The sequence below is a fragment of the Shewanella sp. 10N.286.51.B7 genome, from assembly GCF_002873615.1.
In the GTDB taxonomy this organism is placed as follows: Bacteria; Pseudomonadota; Gammaproteobacteria; order Enterobacterales; family Shewanellaceae; genus Shewanella; species Shewanella electrodiphila.
In genome coordinates, this window is the sequence record NZ_MCUF01000032.1 from 1 (window position 1) to 20,004 (window position 20,004).

Genomic DNA, 20,004 nt, shown 5'->3' on the forward strand with positions numbered 1-20,004 from the left:
ATATGACTACTATTTTGCGTAAAAAATAATTTTACGTGAAATAGTGTTACTTACACCTATAGGTTTTATTAATACTATTACAAAGTATTAGTTTGAGGCTTTAGTTAGATAGTTATAAAGTATTACACAAAAAGCTACCAAATGGCTTGCCTTTTAAGTTGTTGATTTTGATGTTATTTTTATTTTTAAATTACATTGAAAGTATTGTTGATAATAAAAAGGTCTTTGATATAATCTCGTTGCTTTAAAACGCGAGTTTAATTTTAGATGTGCCACATTAATAACTTTGGCATGTCTGAATGCATTTTTAATAAATTGAATTAAGTTTATATTTAAACTTATATAAACCTATCCACTAATGGATGATATTTACGCAAAAGGAGCATTAATAATGCAAGCGAATACATATTTAGATTACGAAGGTATTAAAGGCGAAACAACTGCTGCAGAATTCAAAGACATGATCACTGTCTTATCTGTAGATTGGAATGTAAGCCGTGAGATTTCTTCTTTCACTGGTACTGCTAAAGATCGTGAAGCAAGTTCAACTCGTTTAGGTGACGTTACAATCACTAAACTTCAAGATAATGCTTCAACAGATATCTTTAAAGAAGCAACAATCGGTAAAGGTAAAAAAGCTGTTTTCCATATCACCAAACAAGGTGACAAAATCGAAGAAATCATGCAGATCGAATTAACTGATGCAATGATTTCAAGCTACAGCGTGTCAATTCAAGGTGACCGCCCTGTTGAAACTATCACTATCAGCTACACAGAGATGATGATGGCAGTTACACCTACAGATGACAAAAACAACATCACTGCAGCGCTACGTTATGGCTACAGCGGTGTTAAAGGTCAACAAATGTAATCCATTTGTGATCTTGTATCTTGGAGGAGAAATTCCTCCAAGATCTTTACCTAAAAAGACTGAGGCAAGGAATGCTAAAGGCTACGCAAAAAAACAATATCATTAGTATTACGACTCCATTAGGTAAAGATACGCTCTACCTAACACATTTTACTGCCTCTGAAGCGATTTCCCAGCTGTTCTCAATTAGTGTTTCAATGTTTACTATTGGTACTCAAATCAAACTTGAGAGCTTAGTCGGCAAAAATGTTTGTATCTCATTGAGAAATGCCGAAAGCGATGGTGCAGCTAGATACTTCCATGGCGTAATAAGCCATATTGAATCTGCTGGAATGCGAACCGCTGCTGCAGATGTGGCACAAGACTATATTGACTATCAAGCGGTTATCGTTCCTCGAGCTGCGTTAATGAAGCAGCGAACTAACTGCCGAATTTTTCAAAATCAGTCTGTTATCGATATTCTTACTGACATATTTGGTCAACATGCCGTCAGTTTTCAAAATAAGACAACCCGTACCTATCCCAAATACGAATATTGTGTTCAATACCTTGAGTCAGATCTTGATTTTGTGACACGTTTATTACAGCAAGAGGGTATTTTTTACTTTTTCGACCACAGTATAGGCGATCATAAGTTAGTCCTTGCTGATGACATCACTGCTTATAACGCCTGCGATGAAGCGCAGGTTCGTTGTTTTTCAGGCCATCTAGCTGAGTCACATGTTTCTCACTGGCAAGGTGGTATGAGCATGGTAAGCGGCGGATTTGCTCAAAAGGGATATGATTATACTCAACCTAAAAAATTCCCATCTGGCAGCAATACGAAAAACGATTTGCCGGAACAAAAAAATCTAGAAGTATTTGATTACCTTGGCGAGTCTGAACTAAATAGTCGCTCCCAACCATTAGCAGATAATCATTTAGAAGCTTTTCAAAAAGATATGAATAAATGCAGTGGTCAAAGCGATTGCCGCAGCTTTACTGTAGGTAAGTTTTTTACCTTTAAAGATCATGAGAATAGCAGTTTTAAAGGTAAGACTTTTCTTGTGAGTGCTTTAAGAACATCAGCGACACAGCCTAATCAATCGGGTGCGAGTCAATCAGGTAGTCATGCTGTCTATCACAATGATTTTGAATGTGTTCCCAATTCAACACCTTACCGTAGTTCTCTATTGATGCAAAAGCCGTTAATCAACGGCGTTCAAACCGCTGTTGTGACCGGTGAACCTGGTGATGAACAGCATATTGATAAGTTTGGCCGAGTTAAGGTGCAATTTCATTGGGATAGAGAAGGTGAGTTTAATTCAAAAAGTTCATGTTGGATCCGTGTCGCACAAAGCTGGGCTGGCAATAAGTGGGGAGCCTTTTTCTTTCCACGAGTTGGCCAAGAAGTGTTGGTTGAATTCATTAATGGCGACCCAGACCAGCCTATTATCAGTGGTGCTGTCTACAATGCTGATTTGATGCCTCCATATGCTTTACCTGCTAAAAAAACGCAATCGGGAATTAAGTCACATAGCACAAAAGAAGGCGGCGCTGACAACTTCAATGAGTTGCGTTTTGATGATGAAAAAGGCAAGGAGTTGCTATTTTTTCAGGCCGAGAAAGATCATCATTTAAATGTTAAAAATGACCAAAAAGATAAAGTTGGCAATGACAGGTTTACCGAAGTCGTCAATAACGATAATGAAAAAGTAGGCAACGATAGCACACTAGAAATTGGCAATGATAGAAAGCAGGATATTGGCAATAACGAGACCGTTAAAGTTGGCAAAGTGCTTAATATTGAAGCGGGTAATGAAATTGTGATTAAAACGGGTGGCGCCAGTATCAAAATGAGCAGTGACGGTTCGATTTCAATAGAAGGCACCAATATTAAAATCAAAGGCACAGACGTTAAAGTTAATGGGGCGAGTATTGCCCTCAAAGCCGCTCAAATTAAGCTAAATTAGTTATGACCTCGACATCATATGCTGGCGTAGGTCAATTAGGCGCATTTTGCCGAGGGCACGAAATTGTTTGTCGATTTGGCTATCGTTATTTGATTTGTAAACCTATTGATAAGCCAATGGACCCGCTGCTAAATCAGCCAGAAATAGCATTGTCAGCATCCAGCCTTTTTGGTGAGCAATTCTTGATAAGTCGTCATACTTGGAATAATCAAACTGATATTCTGCAACGTATTTATCAATACTTAAACGCTGAGGAATTTAGCAGTAGTCAGATAACAGAAGCTGAGATGATTACGGCAATAGCCAATGCAATTGAAAGAAAGCAATTATTGGTAATTCTAATCGATTCAGATTAACCCTGATTATCTGAACTGCCATTTTTAAATGTTTATAGACCCAATGCTATTTGCGCTAACAAATAAAGGAATATTTGATGGGAATGCCAGCTGCGACGTTATCTTGTATGCATGTTTGCCCGAAGACCAATCCAGGCCCAGTACCACATGTTGGCGGGCCAATTATCATGGGTTCAGGCAATGTGTTAATAGGTTCTATGCCTGCAGCGCGCAAAGGTGACAAGCTTATTTGTGTTGGGCCACCTGACACTATCAATGCCGGCTCAAGTTCAGTACTCATCAATGGAAAACCAGCGGCTCGCTTAGGCGATGGCACTGCGCATGGTGGGAAGATCATTGTAGGTAACCCTACCGTGCTGATTGGTTAAACGACAAGGATTGTATTGATGAGTTTGCATGAGCGATTTGATTTTTTATTAGCGCAACGACAAGTGATAATGTCGTCTTTTGAGTGTGCGCCTAAAAATCTTATAGATAATACTCAAGCATTATTTATCAGTTATAAAGCGTTAAATGAAGGTGCTGCTCTTAGCCAAAGTGATAGCCAGAATGCTTGTCAGAGTGATAGCCAAAGCCAGTTACTTAAAGCTAAAAATGCCACTGAACTCGTAAGCGCACTTGAATCTGAAGTGGATTATGACGTTCAAAACCAGTTGGTCATCATTCAGTTATTTTTGAAATTACATTGTCAGCAAAATTCACAGCAGCAATGTTTATTATTTCAACGACTATTTGATAGCAGCGTAATCAATTCTGCACAGAGCTTTCCTAATCTTGCACTTCTTGCTAGCCAGTATTTAATTCATCCATTGGTATTGAGTAGCGATGGGAAAACAGCCGCACAAATTCATCAATACTTATTGCTTTGTATTTTTCAAGGGCAAAGACTTAACCGCAAACAAGCAAGTGAACGACTAACTACGTCAATGACACCAGTAACGCCAGTGACAACACTGTATGTTGAGTTGCTGATGGAAGTTAAAAAAGCGCCATTAAAGATCTACGAAAATGTTATTGAATTAGAAATGGTAGATAGTATTTTATTTGATTTTTACATCGCCTCCTTAGATGAAGAACAACTCACTTTGATACTCAATGTTATGAGCCAAGACGATACATTAAGGGCTAAAGTGATTGAGGTTATGGGGTATTCTGGTTTTATTAAGTTTGTGCCTTTTTTAGCGAAAGCGATGCAACAACCCTCGCAAACAATGGCAGCGTTTAATGCACTCAAAATCATTTTAGGTCCCTTGCTTGAACAAGCAATTTCTCTTCAGTGGCAATCTGAAAGCGATTTGGATAAACGTGGTGAATATTTACAGTTTTACAGTGCGAAGTTGCTTGACCGTTGGCCAGCTATCGCACTTAACTATAATCAAAATAACACTATCAGCCGAATGCTAAATGGCGTTGAAGTGAATGAGAATTCTATCGAATTCTTGCTGACACAAACAAGTCCGGTTCATCAAAAAATAGCGCAACTTCACCAGTATCGCTTGCACGGCACTATTTCAAAAGCAATTGCCAGCACAGCAGATAGCAAGTTGGCATCATGATTATAGATGTCCAACATACCCGTCTTAGTATTGGTGCTAATACCGACACTGAACGATTGATTAACTTACCTTTTAGTGAGCCGTTAGAATTCTCATATCAGCAGAACTCACAAAATGTTGTCGCAGTCATGGCGGCAAATTTATCTACTGAACGCAAAGTTGATCGCTTAGTAGACTTGCTATTTAAGTTAAACTTACAAGATGACACTGTATGGAAAACATACCAGGGTAAGCCTGTTTTTTGGTTGCTGCCAAACCTTTCTGCCAATGAATTACAACACTGGGTGAGTGTGCTTCACCAACATTTACCACATTGTTTTGAACATCCACTCACTCGGATCTTTCCTAATGGAAGCGCTTCGTTAATGTTTGCCTTTAAGGCACTAGAAGCGATGCCATTTGATTCACAAAGTGTGGTGTTAATTTCTGTTGATAGCTTATTTTTTGACTTAGCAGAGTTGTTAGCGACAGAAAATCTGATTACCGAGGAACAAGGATCTGGCAGTCGTCCAGCAGAAGCCGCAATGGTGACAAACTTAAGGGTTAATACCACTGGTTTAAGCATTGACCTATTAAGTCAAAATAACTGCAGTTTAGTGCAGCAAACTCAAACTATTCAAAGCCTTTTTCAGCAGGCAAATAAAGCGTGCGAGCCAGAGCTTTTTAATCAATTGTATTTACCCGGTGCTAATCAAACTGTGACCGATAATTGGCTAAATGCATATGAACAGCTTGCAGGCAGAATTGATTCAGATAGTGACATTTCACAGACAACAAATTTCACAGGAGACATTGGTTGTGTCTCTGGTTTATATAATTTTGTGCATCTTTTTAACCGTTATGAACAACAGGCTGTAACAGGGAAAAGTTTACAGCTTGAAGTGTCTCAAACGCTGCATTTAGGATTAGCAACATACTCATGGATAGAGGCATAAACAAGCATGACAATGAGTAACTTTCGCTTTAATGGCCAAAATCGTCATATTGTAGTGGCGCTAACAAGCGCGTCTACGCCAGCGGGTTTCCAACTATTAACCTTTGATAAAGCAAATCAGTTAACAGACGTTATCAATGAGATATCACCTCATTTAGTTCGAGATCGTAACGCGTTGATTTATGGTCGTGATTTAGTTTTACAAGCAGGATTATCTGCCACGCTACAGCCACGTAATATTGTAAAAAACCTGACAGAAGCAATCGAGCGTTCATTGCTCAGAGTGTATGTTGAGGTGCCTAAACCGCAAATTCAATACTCGACTGAAACAGCCACGCCAGGCGTAAGTTCAAGTGCTAAAAAAATGCCAAAATCGAATAACGGCAAGAAAGCTAGCTCAGCAGCGTCAGCCGGATCTGTAACCAATAATACCTCAACAGAAGTGGCTATTGATAAGCAAGAGTGCCGTAGCGATCCTGTTTCCATGTTAAGTGGCGAAGAGATATTACCGCTGGTTGATTTCGAAATCAGTGGCCTATTACCCCTAACGTGGCGACGTTTATATCGCTCTAGTAAAATCGATTCCAATATCGGACTAGGCTTCGGTTGGCGACATAATTTCAGTGTCCAATTAACTCATCAATATAAAGAAGCGCCTAAAATTGGCCCTAAAAAACCAGCAAAGCAATGGTATGAATTAACAGATGAAGAAGGGCGGGTACATGTGTTTGACTGCGTTAAACGTGGTCAAACAAGCATTCAAACTTCGACAGGTTGGTCGTTAGTCCATCAAGCGGATGGTCGACAGGTACTGATTAAACCTGACGAGAGCCATTGGGCGTTCAAGCTTTATGAAATCGAAGGCAAAACGGTATGGTTACTTGAAACCATCAGTAACCATCAAGGTCAATATTTTGAACTGTACTATGACAAAAAAGGCCGCTTAGCTCAGATTACTACAGGGCCTAAACGTGGGGTGTTATTACATTACAACGCCCAAAATAATTTGTTACGGGTGTCATCATATGTGCTGAATGACAAAGGTAATCGAGAAGTTCATCCATCATTATTAGCCAGTTATCAATATGATGATGCTGAAGCGTTAATAGCGGCAACAGATATCAATGGCCTTGTAGAAAGGTACAGTTATGTCGACGCAGCTAAACCTAAAACACAAGCTGAGCCACACAAACATCCCCTAGGGCCCAAATCATCGACTTATCTGCTAAAACGCAGAACTCGGGCATCGGGTTATAGTCATCACTTTGCATGGGATAGCCATAATGCCAGTGCTAAATGTATCGAGCAATGGGGTGACAATGACACCTATCATTACCACTTTGCCTATGAGCAACAATCAAGCGGAATGCGCAGCAGCTGTGTTGATTCTTTGGGAAACAAAGAAGAGTTTGTTCATAATGCTCAAGGTTTATTAACTGAGTATCATAATGCCAATGGGCATATTACTCGACATCAGTATGATGCAGCGGGTCGTAAAGTTGCCACGATTGATGCTAATCATAATCAAACCCAATACCTGTATAACTCTTTAGGTCAAATTGACTCGATAGTTCAACCTGATGGGGGCGTCACAAGTTTTGAATACAACCGTTTAGGGCAACGTATTCTCACTCAAGATCCTATGGGTCGAAAGTTATCAAAGCAATTCGATGCAACTGGTCGGATTTTGTCTGAAGTTAATTTTGATGGTCGTCAGCGCCAGTATCAATACAATGATTTTGGTCAAGTCACGCAAAAAATTGAGTTTGATGGTGTGACGCATAAATATTTATGGGATCGTGACGGGGAGCTACTCGCAACGCAAGTAGGGGAGTCACTCACTCGATATAGCCACGACCGTTTGGGTCGAGTCAATGCGGTTATCGATCCACAAGGGCTAGTCACCGAATTTATTCGAGATGACAAAGGCCAAGTTGTTCAGCAAAAGTCTTATCCTCAATCAGCGCCTGAAGAGTCGATTAATAAATACTTTCAGTTTGATGATGCGGGGAGGCTGACTTGTCACTCACAAGATGTCAGCCAACTTGATACAAACTCTGATGAGATTACGAGCACCAATACAGATGTGCTAGATAATAAATCAAATGAATCATCGTTAAATCACACCATGCTCAGCTATCAGGGGCTATCACAGCCTAGCGAACAAACCTTTGCAGATGGCAGCTGGCTTAAGTTTCATTATGACAAAGAGCGTAACCTTAAACGCATCGCCCGCAGTGATGGTGCTGAATACGCCATTGATTATACGCCAACTGAGCAACCTAAAAAGTTAGTCGGTTTTGATGGGCGCGAGCAGCAATATCAATACGATGCTAATGATAAGCTGATTGCCGTGAATGACAGTGATACTCGCTTTATTGAGCTAAGCCGTGATGCCATGGGGCGCATTGTTAAGCAAAGTAGTCATGTCAAAATAGAAGCGAATGCACTATCACCACTATTAAATACCCAAAACTTTTATCAATATGACAAGTTAGGCCAAATCACCCGTGCTCATAATCAGCATCGTACAGTTGAGCAGAAATATGATGTTCAAGGCCGTTTAGCAACATCAACTCAGGGCAGCTGGCAGCTTGAGTATCAATATAATGATAAAGGTCAGCGCACGCATCTTGTGTTGCCCGATGGCAGTAATATTGGCTATCAATACAATACCAATGGCCAACTAACAGATATTAGTTTGCAAACGGCTGTAGATGGAACACAAACGGCTGTAGATGCAGCAGTAGCAGGGCTTGATAAACAAACATTAAACACACTTGTTAGTTATCAATATCTACCCTCGGGGCTTTTACATAAAAGCCAACAATCAAATCAGCTCGAGTTAGTCCAAGAGTTTGATGCATTCTCACGATTAAGCGCGCAAACATGGTCCAATCAATGTGACGCCGCCACGTTTGAATACCGTCAATACCAATACGATAAACAAGACCAGCTAAATCAATTATCAACTGAGTTAGCAGCCCAGCAGCCAAAGGTTAAGCAATTTACCTATAACCGTATCAGCCAGCTGGTTAAAGATGTCACGGCTTGTAAGGGAGAATCATTCACAGCAGTGCATGATAGCGCTGAGCATGATATTAGCGCCGTTGATAACAGTGTCTTTGATGACAAAGAACAAATTGTCAGACCGCTTGCAGGGATTAAGTCAGGTTCTGGCACTCATCAATATCAGTGGGATGCCTTCGGTAATCCGCGAACGGCTATCAGCACTCATGCTGATAACAGTGTTGTCTATAATGATACCGATAAAAAATCGACTGAAAATAGCCCTGCAGAGCTAACTGTAAATAAACCATTTGACGAGGTTATCGTTAAACATGATCGTCTGTTAAGCATGGCGGGTATAGATTACCGTTACGATGCTAGCGGCAATCAAATTAACCAATTGGCTAAAGGTGATAAACAGCAGCGCAGCTTTAATGGCTTAAACCAATTAGTGCATATTAATGTTAATGGCCAGCTGGCCCAATATGAATACGATGCGCTAGGTCGGCGCAGCGCCAAAATCACCGAACAAGGCCGCACAGATTTTATTTGGGATAATAACCAGCTAATAGGTGAATGCAGCCTAGGTGAATACACCTGGTACATCTATCAGCCAGAGACCTTTTTACCGGTAGCGTTAGTTAAACATGGCCAAATTTTTCACTACCATTTAGACCAACTCGGTACACCGATTTGCTTAACTGATGCCAACGCGCAAACCGTATGGCGCAATCATCTCGATGTATTTGGTCATGCAGTCTCAACATCGATTGAAAATAGTGCTGAGGTGGCTAATCACATTGATAACCCACTGCGCTTTCAAGGCCAGTACTTTGATGATGAGTCAGGACTGCATTACAACCGCTTTAGATACTACAGCCCAGAGCAAGCAAGATTTATTCATCAAGACCCTATTGGATTAGTGGGCGGTATTAACCATTACCAATATGCACCGAATCATGTGAACTGGGTGGACCCGTTTGGGTTATTGTGTAAAGAAGGCCAAGCAAAAGTTGCAAAGGCCATTAATAATAACCCTAACATTTCGCCAGAGCTTGAAGCGAAATTGATAGCAATTTCTCAATTAGTAGATTCACCATACACAGCAGATGAAATGGTTGAGCATATTGAGGCGGGAACGGGTGATGAATTGCTTGATGCAAATAAGCATCAAGAGCAAAAAGATAGCGAATATAAAGAGCCATCTAGTATTAAAGAAGCAAAAAAACGTCTAGTTGAAGCACGAAGTAAATTAATGAAAAATGGTTATCAGCCAAGGTTTACTCAAGAACAACTTCATAAAATGGCTATTAAAAAAGAAATTAGCAATCGATTTTATGTTCGATTAATTTTTGGTAGCGCTGATGACTCTGCAGGAGGAACATTGGGATTTCCTAGACCTGACTCTAAGCGAGCACCATATTGGTCAACTACATTTGAACAAATGGAAATGGCTGATAGCGACCCTCATTTAATAGCAGCACTTTTTGGTATTAATGACTATAAGCCAGAGCAAGAATTTTCCTTAGCTATTATAGATATGGCTGAAATGCCAGAAGCGACAGAGCGAGAGACATTTATTCCTACATATGAAAATATGATCGAGTTCGGAAAGCGTGAGCTCGCGCCTGATTTTATAGAAAGGGGAATTGATGAGCCAGATGTTATGGCAAAAATAATGACACCAGAGCTTAGTTCACAATTTAAAAGTAATCTTGATAGCTATAAAGATTTTGGTGGAAATGTTTTTATTGAAGAAGACTATAAAGATTTTCAAAAAGCTAATAAAAATAAAGATGCAAAGGTTTTACTAGCACGATATAGGGTGATGAACCAGTTTGGGGCAAATGATCTATATAGTGGTAATGGTCTTACTGAAGTAGATAAAACGTCAAAATGGGGGGAGAAAATAAGTGGTGACTATGGAGTAGTTGAAACCTTTACTTTTGAACGAGATCCATTAAAAATAAATGAGTTAGGTGGAGCTGTTGAAATAATACCAGCTTTACCTATTTAAAAAGGAAGGAATAATGAAATTATTAGACCCATATAATCTAGATTTAAATTATGAAATACAGTGTAAGTTTGATGCGCTTGGTTATGAGGGTAAAACTTTTTTTTTAATTAATGATGAAAAAACTTCATTTTTTATTAAGTTGAGCCCACCTAAATTCGGAAGCCCAGATATACCTAACTATTATGTTGAGCAATTTGAGTTATTGAAAAAAAATATCTCATGGTTAATTGACTCTATTGAAAATAAGTTCTGGAAAAGTGCTGCGCAAGGAGGACTTCCATCAGGACTGTACACATACAAAGAAGAAGTTGCTGGAGAAAGATTAGCTATATACCGTGAAATGAATGTTGGTGCACAAGGACAAAAGGGGTTTAGGTTTACTAATTTCAGTAGGCATAGCAGAAAGTATGATGAACCCTTTCAAGACTTTTTTGTAACTGATTTAATGTTACTTGAAGGAGGGTTATTAAAGGAACTTAAAAAACTATAAAAGCACCAATGATGTGCATGATTAAGACCGCTAAAAATAACATGGACACTCATGATTTTTGACTAAATATCAAACTAATAAACTACGTTTTATTTACCCTTCCTAAATGGTATTTGAAGATGGCCAGACCAAGACAGGTAATAGTTAGCCTAGATTACACACCTTATTATCACTGCTGTTCACGATAAGTACGTAAGGCTTTTCTGTGTGGTATTGATCATTCAACCGGTGAAAATTTTGAGCATAGGCGTGAGTGGGTTGACTCTCGAATTATTGAGTTTGCCACCATCTTTGCCATAGATATCTGTGCTTACTCCGTGATGAGTAATCATTTGCATTTAGTCGTTAAAGTGAATGCCGATAAAGCAAAACACTGGTCAAATAAAGACGTGCTTATGCAATGGCACAAAGGCTTTAAAGGCACATTATTGACACAGAAGTTTGTGAAAGGTGAAGACCTAAACGAATTTGAACTTAAGACAGTCAATGAATGTATTACAGAATATCGCCAACGGTTAGTTGATATCAATTGGTTTATGGGCTCCTTAAGTGAGCCGATAGCGCGAATGGCCAACAAAGAAGATAAATGTACTGGCAGATTCTGGGAAGGGCGGTTTAAATCGCAAGCATTATTAGATGAAGCGGCAGTGATGAGTTGTATGGCTTATGTCGACTTGAATCCTATTCGAGCCCAAATGGGCACTACCCCCGAAACTTCAGACTACACCAGCATTCAACGTCGAATATATTCAGCGATAAAAGGTGAACAGCCCAAAGCATTACTGCCTTTTGTCGGTAATGAACGGCTAGATATGCCAAATGGGCTGATGTTCAGTGTAAAAGACTATATCGTGCTGGTGGAAGATACAGGTCGTATTATTCGAGAAGATAAGCTCGGTACCATTAGTGTCAGTAGCCAAAATATTCTTAGTAGACTCAATATTCCAGCTGAAAACTGGCTGAAAATCACTACTGAGTTTGGCTCATTATTTAAAGGCGCAGTAGGCGCATTACCGGCATTAACAGAATATTGTGAACACTTAGAGCGAAAACGACGACAAGGTGCATCATACTGCCAGCGTTGGCTGTTTACTTAATCGCTAACGTCTAAAACACAAACGACAACAACTACTTCATCATTTTCAGCTTGATTGATATCAAGCCACTAGAGCTGCTTTAAATTTACAGAAGAGTCTCATTTTTCAACGACACGTTTAGTTTATTGATGATTTATATCAATTATTAGATTCTCGATACTTTCCTCCTTTAAACTCAAGATGATAATTAACTGTTTCTCAATATAAAAATATTACTTGATGTATACTCAAATGACTTAGCTGAATCGATAATACCGACTTTAATTAAGGATATTCAAACCCTTAAGTAGTTAGCGTTTTTAACTTAAGCGTTTGTACTCTGATATGCCAATGATGGCGGATTTGCATGGTGAGCATTACTCTTTTTTGTTGTTTCTAATTAAGAGGATATAAGTTTTACCGAAGGTATTAAAATTGGTTGCAGTTAATCATTTAGCGTCAGATGGCGCTAATAGCTCATATGACGAAACGCTTTTCTCACTGATAGCTCAAGATCTTGAACAAAAAGGTTACAGCATTCGCCTAGGTGCACTGCCTGAACCGCTAGCCCAATCATTACTTACCCATCAACTATCTATTGAGGCTGAAGCTTTCAAAAGTGCGGGTATCGGTCGCGGTGAAAAATACCTGCAGAATGAATTTGTGAGAACAGATGAAATCTGTTGGATTACAGAAGGCGCAACACCGGCTAATCAATGGCTTGATTGGACAACCAGGTTACAAGATTATTTGAATCGGCGGTTATTCTTAGGGCTGTTTTCTTTCGAAAGCCATTTTGCTCATTATGGGCCTGGTGATTATTACAAACGCCATTGTGATGCCTTTAAAGGTGAAGCTAATCGGGTGCTTTCTGTTGTCGCATACTTTAATTCAGGCTGGACCAGTGCTGATGGTGGTGAGTTAGTGCTCTATATGAATGAGCAAGATAAACAAGGCCTCAAGGTTGTGCCATTGTTAGGTTCTTTGGTTATTTTTTTAAGTGAAGAATTTCCCCATGAAGTATTACCTGCTAAGCGAGACAGGCGCTCGATAGCAGGTTGGTTTAGGGTTAATACTTCTGTCGCTAATAAAGTTGATCCACCTGTGTAATTTGACTTAGTTACTAAGTCGCCTTAAACCACAGTGTATCTACTGTGGTTTAGGGCGCTCTTGTTTAAGTTACTCTTATTTAAATTGCTTTGGTTTAAATTGCTTTAGTCTAAGTCACTCTTGTTTAAGGCGCTTGTTTAAGTAGCTTTAGTTCAAGGCGTTTGTTTAAGGCGTTTGTTTAAGGCGATTAGGTTTAACGCGACTTGGTTTTAAACCCGCTTTGGTGTTAATCCCTTTGCTATAAACTTAAATCAATGTTGATCTATTCTATCGCTTATTGATTATCCAAATATTGCTCAACGGCATCATTACGTTCTTCTACATGAGAAATTAATTCATCTATCGCTTGGTAAAATTCATTACTGTTGTTTAAGAATGAATACCCCGACCGCTCAGATGTCGCATAAGGTTCAATTAACGCTTGGTAGTCTTGATACTTTGCTTGTATTTGATTGGTTTCGAATGCTGTTTGTGACACTGAAAGCAGGTACTCGTTGTAACGATTTTTGTATTCCTCATCCGCATAAATATTGCCAATGAGTGGCCAATCTGCTGAATTTAAGTCAGAGAAGTCTAGCGCTAATGCGCCGCCCATTTTTCCATCTTGAAGAGTTTCGTTATGATCCCAAGGGATCCAAGTGAGTTGCGACGTTTCAGGGTTATTATATAAATAATAGTTGTGTGGCATAACGCCATAAGAGTCCCAGTTTTGAATAATGCCATTAACAGCTAAGTAGTTAAGATATGCATCAACATTAAATACTGCCTCTAAATTAGCCCGCCAAGTTTGTGGGTCGCTGGTGGCCGTATCATCGTGTAATGCACTGAATAATGCTTGGATATCAGACCAATCAGCATCATCTTCATTGGTTTTTTTCTCAAAGCTCTCTTCGTCAAAACTGCCATATGCAAACGTGGCACCATCGTCTTCAGGCTTATAGAGATTACCATCATCACTGCTAAATTGTGTGTCGAGAACTTCGCCGTCAACTTCTTCAACTAAGGTATACAATCCAAAGTATTCAGGGCCGTCACCATGGTCAACATAGAGGGTATAAAATGCGGTGTGCGACACTGCAAGTCCTGCATCGTAGAACACATCAGCCGCGACTTTTTCACGCACGAAAGAAGGGTCGCTATAGTTGTTTTTAAGACTAAATTTTTTGAAACCATAAAAGCGTTGGTTATCAATTTGCGGATAGTCATCTTCGTACTCATCAAAATCCAACTTGAACGAGAGTTTTAAAATTCCTTGTTGCCAACTGGTTTGCAGTGAAGAATTTCCCTTGAATCTTATCCCAACTCGGTACCATTGAGTGTCGTTATAAAATACTTCGGCGGGGACAAATATTGGGTCTTCATCAGTATCTGTTAAGCCATTGTTTGACGTTGATTGACCAAAAGTGCCGTAAAGAGCTGTCATGTCATCTAGCATGCTTTGCCAGTTAGCTTCGGTGACCACAAAATCGAGGCGTTTTACTTGGGTATCGTCAAACACTTCGTCAAAATTAGGATCGACATCTTTGGTGTGTGTGGCTTCTGTCCAATCGGTTGCTTCGAAATCAGAATCGTAATCGATAACTGGGGTTACAGTCTCTTCAGGTACTATGATGACTGTATCTTCACTGGTGCTGTCATCATCACTACTGCCACAACCTGTGAACAAAAGTAAGCTGCTCAACAGCACAATAGAAATAGATAAATATGGTTTGTTATTTGGGGTATTAACGTCGAAAAAACGATCTAGTGTGGACATAATTCTCTCCTGTAATCGAGCCACTCGAAACCATTACCATTGGGTAAGATGCCGAATGAATAGCTTAATTAAAGAGTGTGCAAAGAGTGAGCAGAAACTGAGGAGTTAGCATGGATTTAAGGTGTTAGATATTTGATGCAGGTGACTAAGGCTTGCTAAATGCGACTTTAAGCGATGACTTTATATGATGAGTGTAAGCGATACTTTTAAGTGTATTCGTGTAATCGTGTAATTTTAAGTGTGTGATTTTAAGGTGAGAACCGCAATAACAATAAACAAAATCGTGTTATTGCGGTTTTCATATTTGGCTGTTTTTACTTATCCCGAATTCAGGTTACTTAGTCCGCTCAATAGTTTGCTTCCAAAATTGCTTTGAAAGGTGGCTGGTTTTATTGGCCAGTCGTCCCATTTGTTCACATTTGTTCTGCGTATCTTCGGTTTGGATTAGACTTTGGTTTGAAAGCTCATCAATTTGTTGAATCGAACGACTAATATCTTCCGCTACTAGAGTTTGCTGGCTCATTGCTGCTGCGTTGAGCGCTGCCATATCTTGAATGCTATTAATCGATGATAAAAGCTGGTCAAAAGCACCATCGGCCTCTTCTGCTAGTGATACAGAAATATCAACTTGGCGCTGACCTGCTTCCATTGCTTGGGTGGCTTTTTGAGTGCTTTGTTGGAAATTAGCCACGATATGTTCAATTTCTGCAGTGGATTCACTGGTGCGAATCGATAATTGTCTTACTTCATCGGCAACCACCGCAAAGCCCCTGCCGCTTTCTCCTGCCCTTGCTGCTTCAATCGCTGCATTGAGTGCAAGCAGGTTGGTTTGTTCTGCAATGCCTTTGATTTCGCTCAACACGCTAGCAATAGATTTACTGTCGCGCTCGATGGTGTTAACCACAGTTGAAAATTGAACCACTTCTTTTCTGAGCTCACCAATTGAGTTAACCACTTTCACCATGCTGTTATGGCCTAGGTTAGCAGCTTCCTGGCTAGTGGTAATTTCTTGGGCGGTATTGTGCGTATTGTCATTCACTTCTGCAAAGCTGGTGGTCATTTCTTCCATCGCCGTGGCAGCTTGGCTGGTTTGTTGGGTTTGCTCTTGCACTCGCTCGCGTGTCTGAATAATCGTGTCATTGAGTTGCTGGCTTTCTTCACTGATTGACGAGGCTGAATCAGCCATACGACCAACCACGCCACCCATTTCAGTAATTAAATAATTTAAAGCTAAATCAATTTTTCCTAACTCGTTTTGGTTTGAAGAAAAAACACCACAAGCAATCGGATCATCAATAATTTGGGTTGCTTTGTTTTCAAGCTCTTTTAATGGTCGAGTGAGGAAATAAATCCCAATACCAGCAAGAATTGGAATAAAAATAGCAGCAACAAGCATTGGCATAACTAAGGGCGCGACAGCAGCGATTAATGAGATAAATACAGCCCATAAACACAGTGCACCAGTAAAACTAAATAGAGGAGGGCTGAGTTCAGCTGGTTGCTTACCGTCATTGAGTTGTTGATAAATTTTTTCAGCTGTAGCGATATGTTCACGGCTTGGTTTACGACGAATAGATTGAAGTTCATGTAAGCGGCCATTTTCGTAAACGGGTGATATATAGGCGTTCACCCAGTAGAACTTACCCGTTTTGGTTTTATTTTTAACAATGCCACACCATGGTTTACCTTCTTTTACATTATCCCACAGGGACTTGAAGGCGGCTTTGGGCATATCAGGATGGCGAACAATATTATGGGGCTTTCCATGTAATTCGTCTGCACTGAATTCTGAAATATCGGCAAAAGCTTTATTGGCGTACTTTATATTTCCATTTAAGTCAGTGGTAGAAAGTAAAATACAATCATCAGTAAGGGGTTGTTCAATATTGTTGTTGGCCTTGTTATGACTCATAGAAATATAACCACATAAAAAAGAATGAGTTAGTTTGCCTTAGCTAATGTTATTTATTGTTGATATAGGTCAAATATTTGTTAACGCATTATTTTTGTTAGCAAAAGTGCGACATAGTGCTGATTTGTTACAAACCGTATATGACAAGGCAGTTATAAAAGCTCTTATAAAAGCTCTTATAAAAGCACTTATAACGAAGCATTAATAGCAACGCTTTGTTGGTGTTGGTGTTGGAGTCGATGTGTAGTGGTCAATAAATATTGAAGCTTGAAACTCAGCAATAGAGTGTAAAACGGAAATTTAAAGGTTAAAACTATTCACATTCGCAATTTGAGGAGGGAACAAGGTTTTACTCTTAAATTTATTAACTGCTCTAGTTAGCGATTGTTTGCGAAATTTGAACATAAATTTGAGTCGAAGCCTTAAACAATGTCGTGGGGCTTCGCTTCCTCTTTTAAATAGCAGTTCAAGAAGGCTGAAACAGCAATACACTCATATTTTGAGCTTACAAATAGTCCTAAATTTCCCTAACGAAAAATGCTGAAGAGCACATGGTTCCCGATAGGGATTGATCTTGCTTTTAACTTCATTTGTAGCCAACTTTAAGTCTTTAAATTGTCACGAATTCAGTCAAATAGAAGAGATAATAATCTCAGTGTAGATGCGTTCAAGAACTTCGAAAATATGGCGAAGTTTCACAGTGTGAACGCTCTGAACGAGATAATGGATGCTGAACTGGTCGTTTAATAAGGATGTTATTTGTTTTCACAAAGCCCATAGGGATGCTTATATTGAAATCAAGAGTAGGTGTGTCTTTGTTGTGGCTCTTAGATGTCTTACAAGTCTTTTATCAGTAAGCTCCATCACTTGCTTTGATCACGTCAAATAGCTTAACTGATTCGGACACTTCCAACGGAGATAGTTGGCTTTACTATATTGATTGTTGTGGCAAGCGTATTTGGTTATAGGTTAGTTTAATTAATCGTTTACCTAGTCTGATAATGCATAGTTATATTGGATATATTATCGATTAAAATAGCTATTAAGGATAATTGTTAATGGTTATTATGTCTGGCATTATAAGTGACTGCTTTTATTGGATATATATTTAGATTGCTACGTTTGTATATATCACAATAGTGAGTGATGTCATTAAACCTTACAAGTATTTAATTTTATAAAGCTTGATTTAAACTGGTGTATTGGCCATCTGTTCCAAACTAACTTTTCTAGAGAATATTATGAATTATCTACTTTCACTCGTATTTTTAATGTATCCATTCTCTGCGTATCCAGGAGGGGTTGAAACGACTAATGATTCATATTATGAAATCCACAAACCTTTTATGAGTATTAATTGTTTAAATGAACAAACTCAACAAGAGGTGGATACATGTAGTAGAGCAAGTATAGAAAATGCTAAGAGCAAAATGGAGTCCCTTCTAAATGAGCTCAAATTGCTAAATGATCAACAGGCTTTAGTCGTTTCGGATATTGAGTTGTCTCAAACTTACTGGTCTGAGTATATGAAAGCCACTTGTAGCATAGAAACCAAAGACTCTAAAGATGGTAGTGCATATTATTCAATCTTAAGTGATTGTCTCGAAACAAAAATTAATGAACGAAATAGCTATTTACAATGGCTATTAGATATACCTTAAAAGGGAAATAGAGATGAGCGTAATGCCGCCAAAACTAGGGAAAGTAACTTTTGAATCAGAGGGAACTGAAAAGGGGGTTTATCATAGTCGTATACTGCATGTCCCGAGTCCGACTTCTGGCCTGACTATTGGTCGAGGTTATGATATGAAAAATAGGAGTTCATTTGAAATTAATAGAGATCTCTTATCTTCAGGTATAAAACAGCAAGATGCATTGTTATTATCAAAAGCATCGGGTTTGTTCGGTAAGTCAGCAAAATTATTTATAACTTCAAAAAATCTGAAACAATTTGAAATAACGACGACCCAACAATTAAAGCTGTTTGACATTAGCTATAAAGAACAAGAATCAGAAACTGAGCGTTTATGCTCTAAAGCTGATGTAACATCTAAATATGGACAATGTAACTGGAAGGGGTTAGATAGCACCATCAAAGAGATATTAATTGATCTGAAATTTAGAGGTGATTATACCGGTACCACTCGTTTATTTTTGCAGAAATATGTTGTTGCAAATGACTCTAAAGGTTTTCTAAAAGCTCTTTCTGATAGAAGTAATTGGCGCTTACAGCGTGTACCTAATGATCGATTTCAAAGACGAATTGATTACTTTAAAGCTAACGCAGTCTTAACTCCTTAGGTAATAATTGGATATATAAATTATAAGGGTGATTTAATTTTCTTGCTTAGTATTACGCTAAATAGAAAAGAAAATATTAGTTGAACTTTAATGATAAAACATCTGCAATTCACATATATTTGGCTATGACTATTTTCAACAGTTGACAACAAAAAAGGCATCTTTCGATGCCTTTTTTAATCAAGCTGAAATAACTAAAAGGTTAGTTCAGTAAACTATTTCAACTTATCATTTCATCAACGCAACGGCTTCCATATCCAGTTCAATATCGGTACAACCTTTGGCGCAATATATACCAGGGGGTTTTGTGCTTACTTTCGCTTTAGCTGAGTTAGGCGGGAGTTGCAGTGTCAGTGGTTTATTGCACTCACTACACTGGGCGCTATTGCCTTTTAGCATGCGTTTTATCAGATTTTTTTGCTGATTAAATGACTCAAGCGTAGTGCCATTGACCGCTGAAAAATCTAATTTTTGTGTTTCACTCATACTGATACCTAATTCGCTTTACTGTTCTAATCATCTGCCTATTCCTTGACTATTTATTCCTAGATCAAAATTATAGGCTGATAACGCAATTTGTTGTTTGATACATGACTTATCGCTAACTTACCGTTAACTTGCTATAAACTGATAACTGGCTCATATTGTAAAACAACAGCTGCGG

The 20,004-nt window shown here is 39.0% G+C and carries 14 protein-coding genes and 1 pseudogene; 12 read left to right on the plus strand and 3 right to left on the minus strand.

Annotation, left to right across the window (positions count from 1 at the left end; genetic code table 11):
* Positions 1-391 precede the first annotated feature (391 nt).
* The 10 genes and pseudogenes from BCU84_RS09435 (at position 392) to BCU84_RS09480 (ending at position 13,371) form a co-directional block, all read left to right on the plus strand.
* Positions 392-871 carry a type VI secretion system tube protein Hcp gene (locus BCU84_RS09435; protein ID WP_102527844.1) on the plus strand — a complete coding sequence of 160 codons (480 nt, stop codon included), beginning with the start codon at positions 392-394 and terminating at the stop codon, positions 869-871.
* A gap of 71 nt (positions 872-942) precedes the next feature.
* A complete protein-coding gene (tssI, locus tag BCU84_RS09440) occupies positions 943-2,823 on the plus strand; it encodes a type VI secretion system tip protein TssI/VgrG (RefSeq protein ID WP_102527845.1) in 1,881 nt (626 codons plus the stop codon).
* A gap of 2 nt (positions 2,824-2,825) precedes the next feature.
* Positions 2,826-3,179: a hypothetical protein gene (locus BCU84_RS09445; protein WP_102527846.1), complete on the plus strand. Its 354-nt coding sequence runs from the start codon at positions 2,826-2,828 to the stop codon at positions 3,177-3,179.
* 77 nt (positions 3,180-3,256) lie between these two features.
* The gene (locus BCU84_RS09450) at positions 3,257-3,547 is read left to right on the plus strand and encodes a PAAR domain-containing protein (RefSeq protein WP_102527847.1); all 291 of its coding nucleotides are present in this window, start codon (positions 3,257-3,259) and stop codon (positions 3,545-3,547) included.
* Between the two features lie 18 nt (positions 3,548-3,565).
* Complete coding sequence (locus BCU84_RS09455; RefSeq protein WP_102527848.1) at positions 3,566-4,735, plus strand: hypothetical protein; 1,170 nt, start codon at positions 3,566-3,568, stop codon at positions 4,733-4,735.
* Positions 4,732-5,670 (plus strand): hypothetical protein, encoded by a 939-nt coding sequence (locus tag BCU84_RS09460; protein WP_102527849.1) that lies wholly within the window; start codon positions 4,732-4,734, stop codon positions 5,668-5,670. The genes BCU84_RS09455 and BCU84_RS09460 overlap by 4 nt, the downstream gene beginning before the upstream one ends.
* A gap of 12 nt (positions 5,671-5,682) precedes the next feature.
* Positions 5,683-10,695 (plus strand): RHS repeat-associated core domain-containing protein, encoded by a 5,013-nt coding sequence (locus BCU84_RS09465; RefSeq protein ID WP_198589556.1) that lies wholly within the window; start codon positions 5,683-5,685, stop codon positions 10,693-10,695.
* A 13-nt stretch (positions 10,696-10,708) separates the two neighbouring features.
* Positions 10,709-11,185 carry a hypothetical protein gene (locus BCU84_RS09470; protein ID WP_102527851.1) on the plus strand — a complete coding sequence of 159 codons (477 nt, stop codon included), beginning with the start codon at positions 10,709-10,711 and terminating at the stop codon, positions 11,183-11,185.
* Positions 11,186-11,304: 119 nt separating this feature from the next.
* Positions 11,305-12,282: pseudogene (locus BCU84_RS09475) on the plus strand (transposase).
* Positions 12,283-12,696: 414 nt separating this feature from the next.
* Complete coding sequence (locus tag BCU84_RS09480) at positions 12,697-13,371, plus strand: 2OG-Fe(II) oxygenase (RefSeq protein ID WP_102527852.1); 675 nt, start codon at positions 12,697-12,699, stop codon at positions 13,369-13,371.
* Positions 13,372-13,645: 274 nt separating this feature from the next.
* Here BCU84_RS09480 and BCU84_RS09485 read toward each other — a convergent pair whose 3' ends face one another.
* Both BCU84_RS09485 and BCU84_RS09490 read right to left on the minus strand, forming a co-directional pair.
* Positions 13,646-15,127: a CotH kinase family protein gene (locus BCU84_RS09485; protein WP_102527853.1), complete on the minus strand. Its 1,482-nt coding sequence runs from the start codon at positions 15,125-15,127 to the stop codon at positions 13,646-13,648.
* A gap of 334 nt (positions 15,128-15,461) precedes the next feature.
* Positions 15,462-17,039 (minus strand): PAS domain-containing methyl-accepting chemotaxis protein, encoded by a 1,578-nt coding sequence (locus BCU84_RS09490; RefSeq protein WP_102527854.1) that lies wholly within the window; start codon positions 17,037-17,039, stop codon positions 15,462-15,464.
* Between the two features lie 1,241 nt (positions 17,040-18,280).
* Here BCU84_RS09490 and BCU84_RS09495 point away from each other — a divergent pair.
* Together BCU84_RS09495 and BCU84_RS09500 are read left to right on the plus strand one after the other, a co-directional pair.
* Entirely contained in the window at positions 18,281-18,700 is a 420-nt protein-coding gene (locus tag BCU84_RS09495; protein ID WP_102527855.1) for a lysozyme inhibitor LprI family protein, read from the plus strand.
* Positions 18,701-18,713: 13 nt separating this feature from the next.
* Complete coding sequence (locus tag BCU84_RS09500; RefSeq protein ID WP_102527856.1) at positions 18,714-19,340, plus strand: hypothetical protein; 627 nt, start codon at positions 18,714-18,716, stop codon at positions 19,338-19,340.
* 228 nt (positions 19,341-19,568) lie between these two features.
* On the opposite strand, the gene BCU84_RS09505 is transcribed toward BCU84_RS09500, so the two are convergent.
* Complete coding sequence (locus BCU84_RS09505) at positions 19,569-19,826, minus strand: hypothetical protein (protein WP_102527857.1); 258 nt, start codon at positions 19,824-19,826, stop codon at positions 19,569-19,571.
* Between the last annotated feature and the right edge of the window lie 178 nt (positions 19,827-20,004).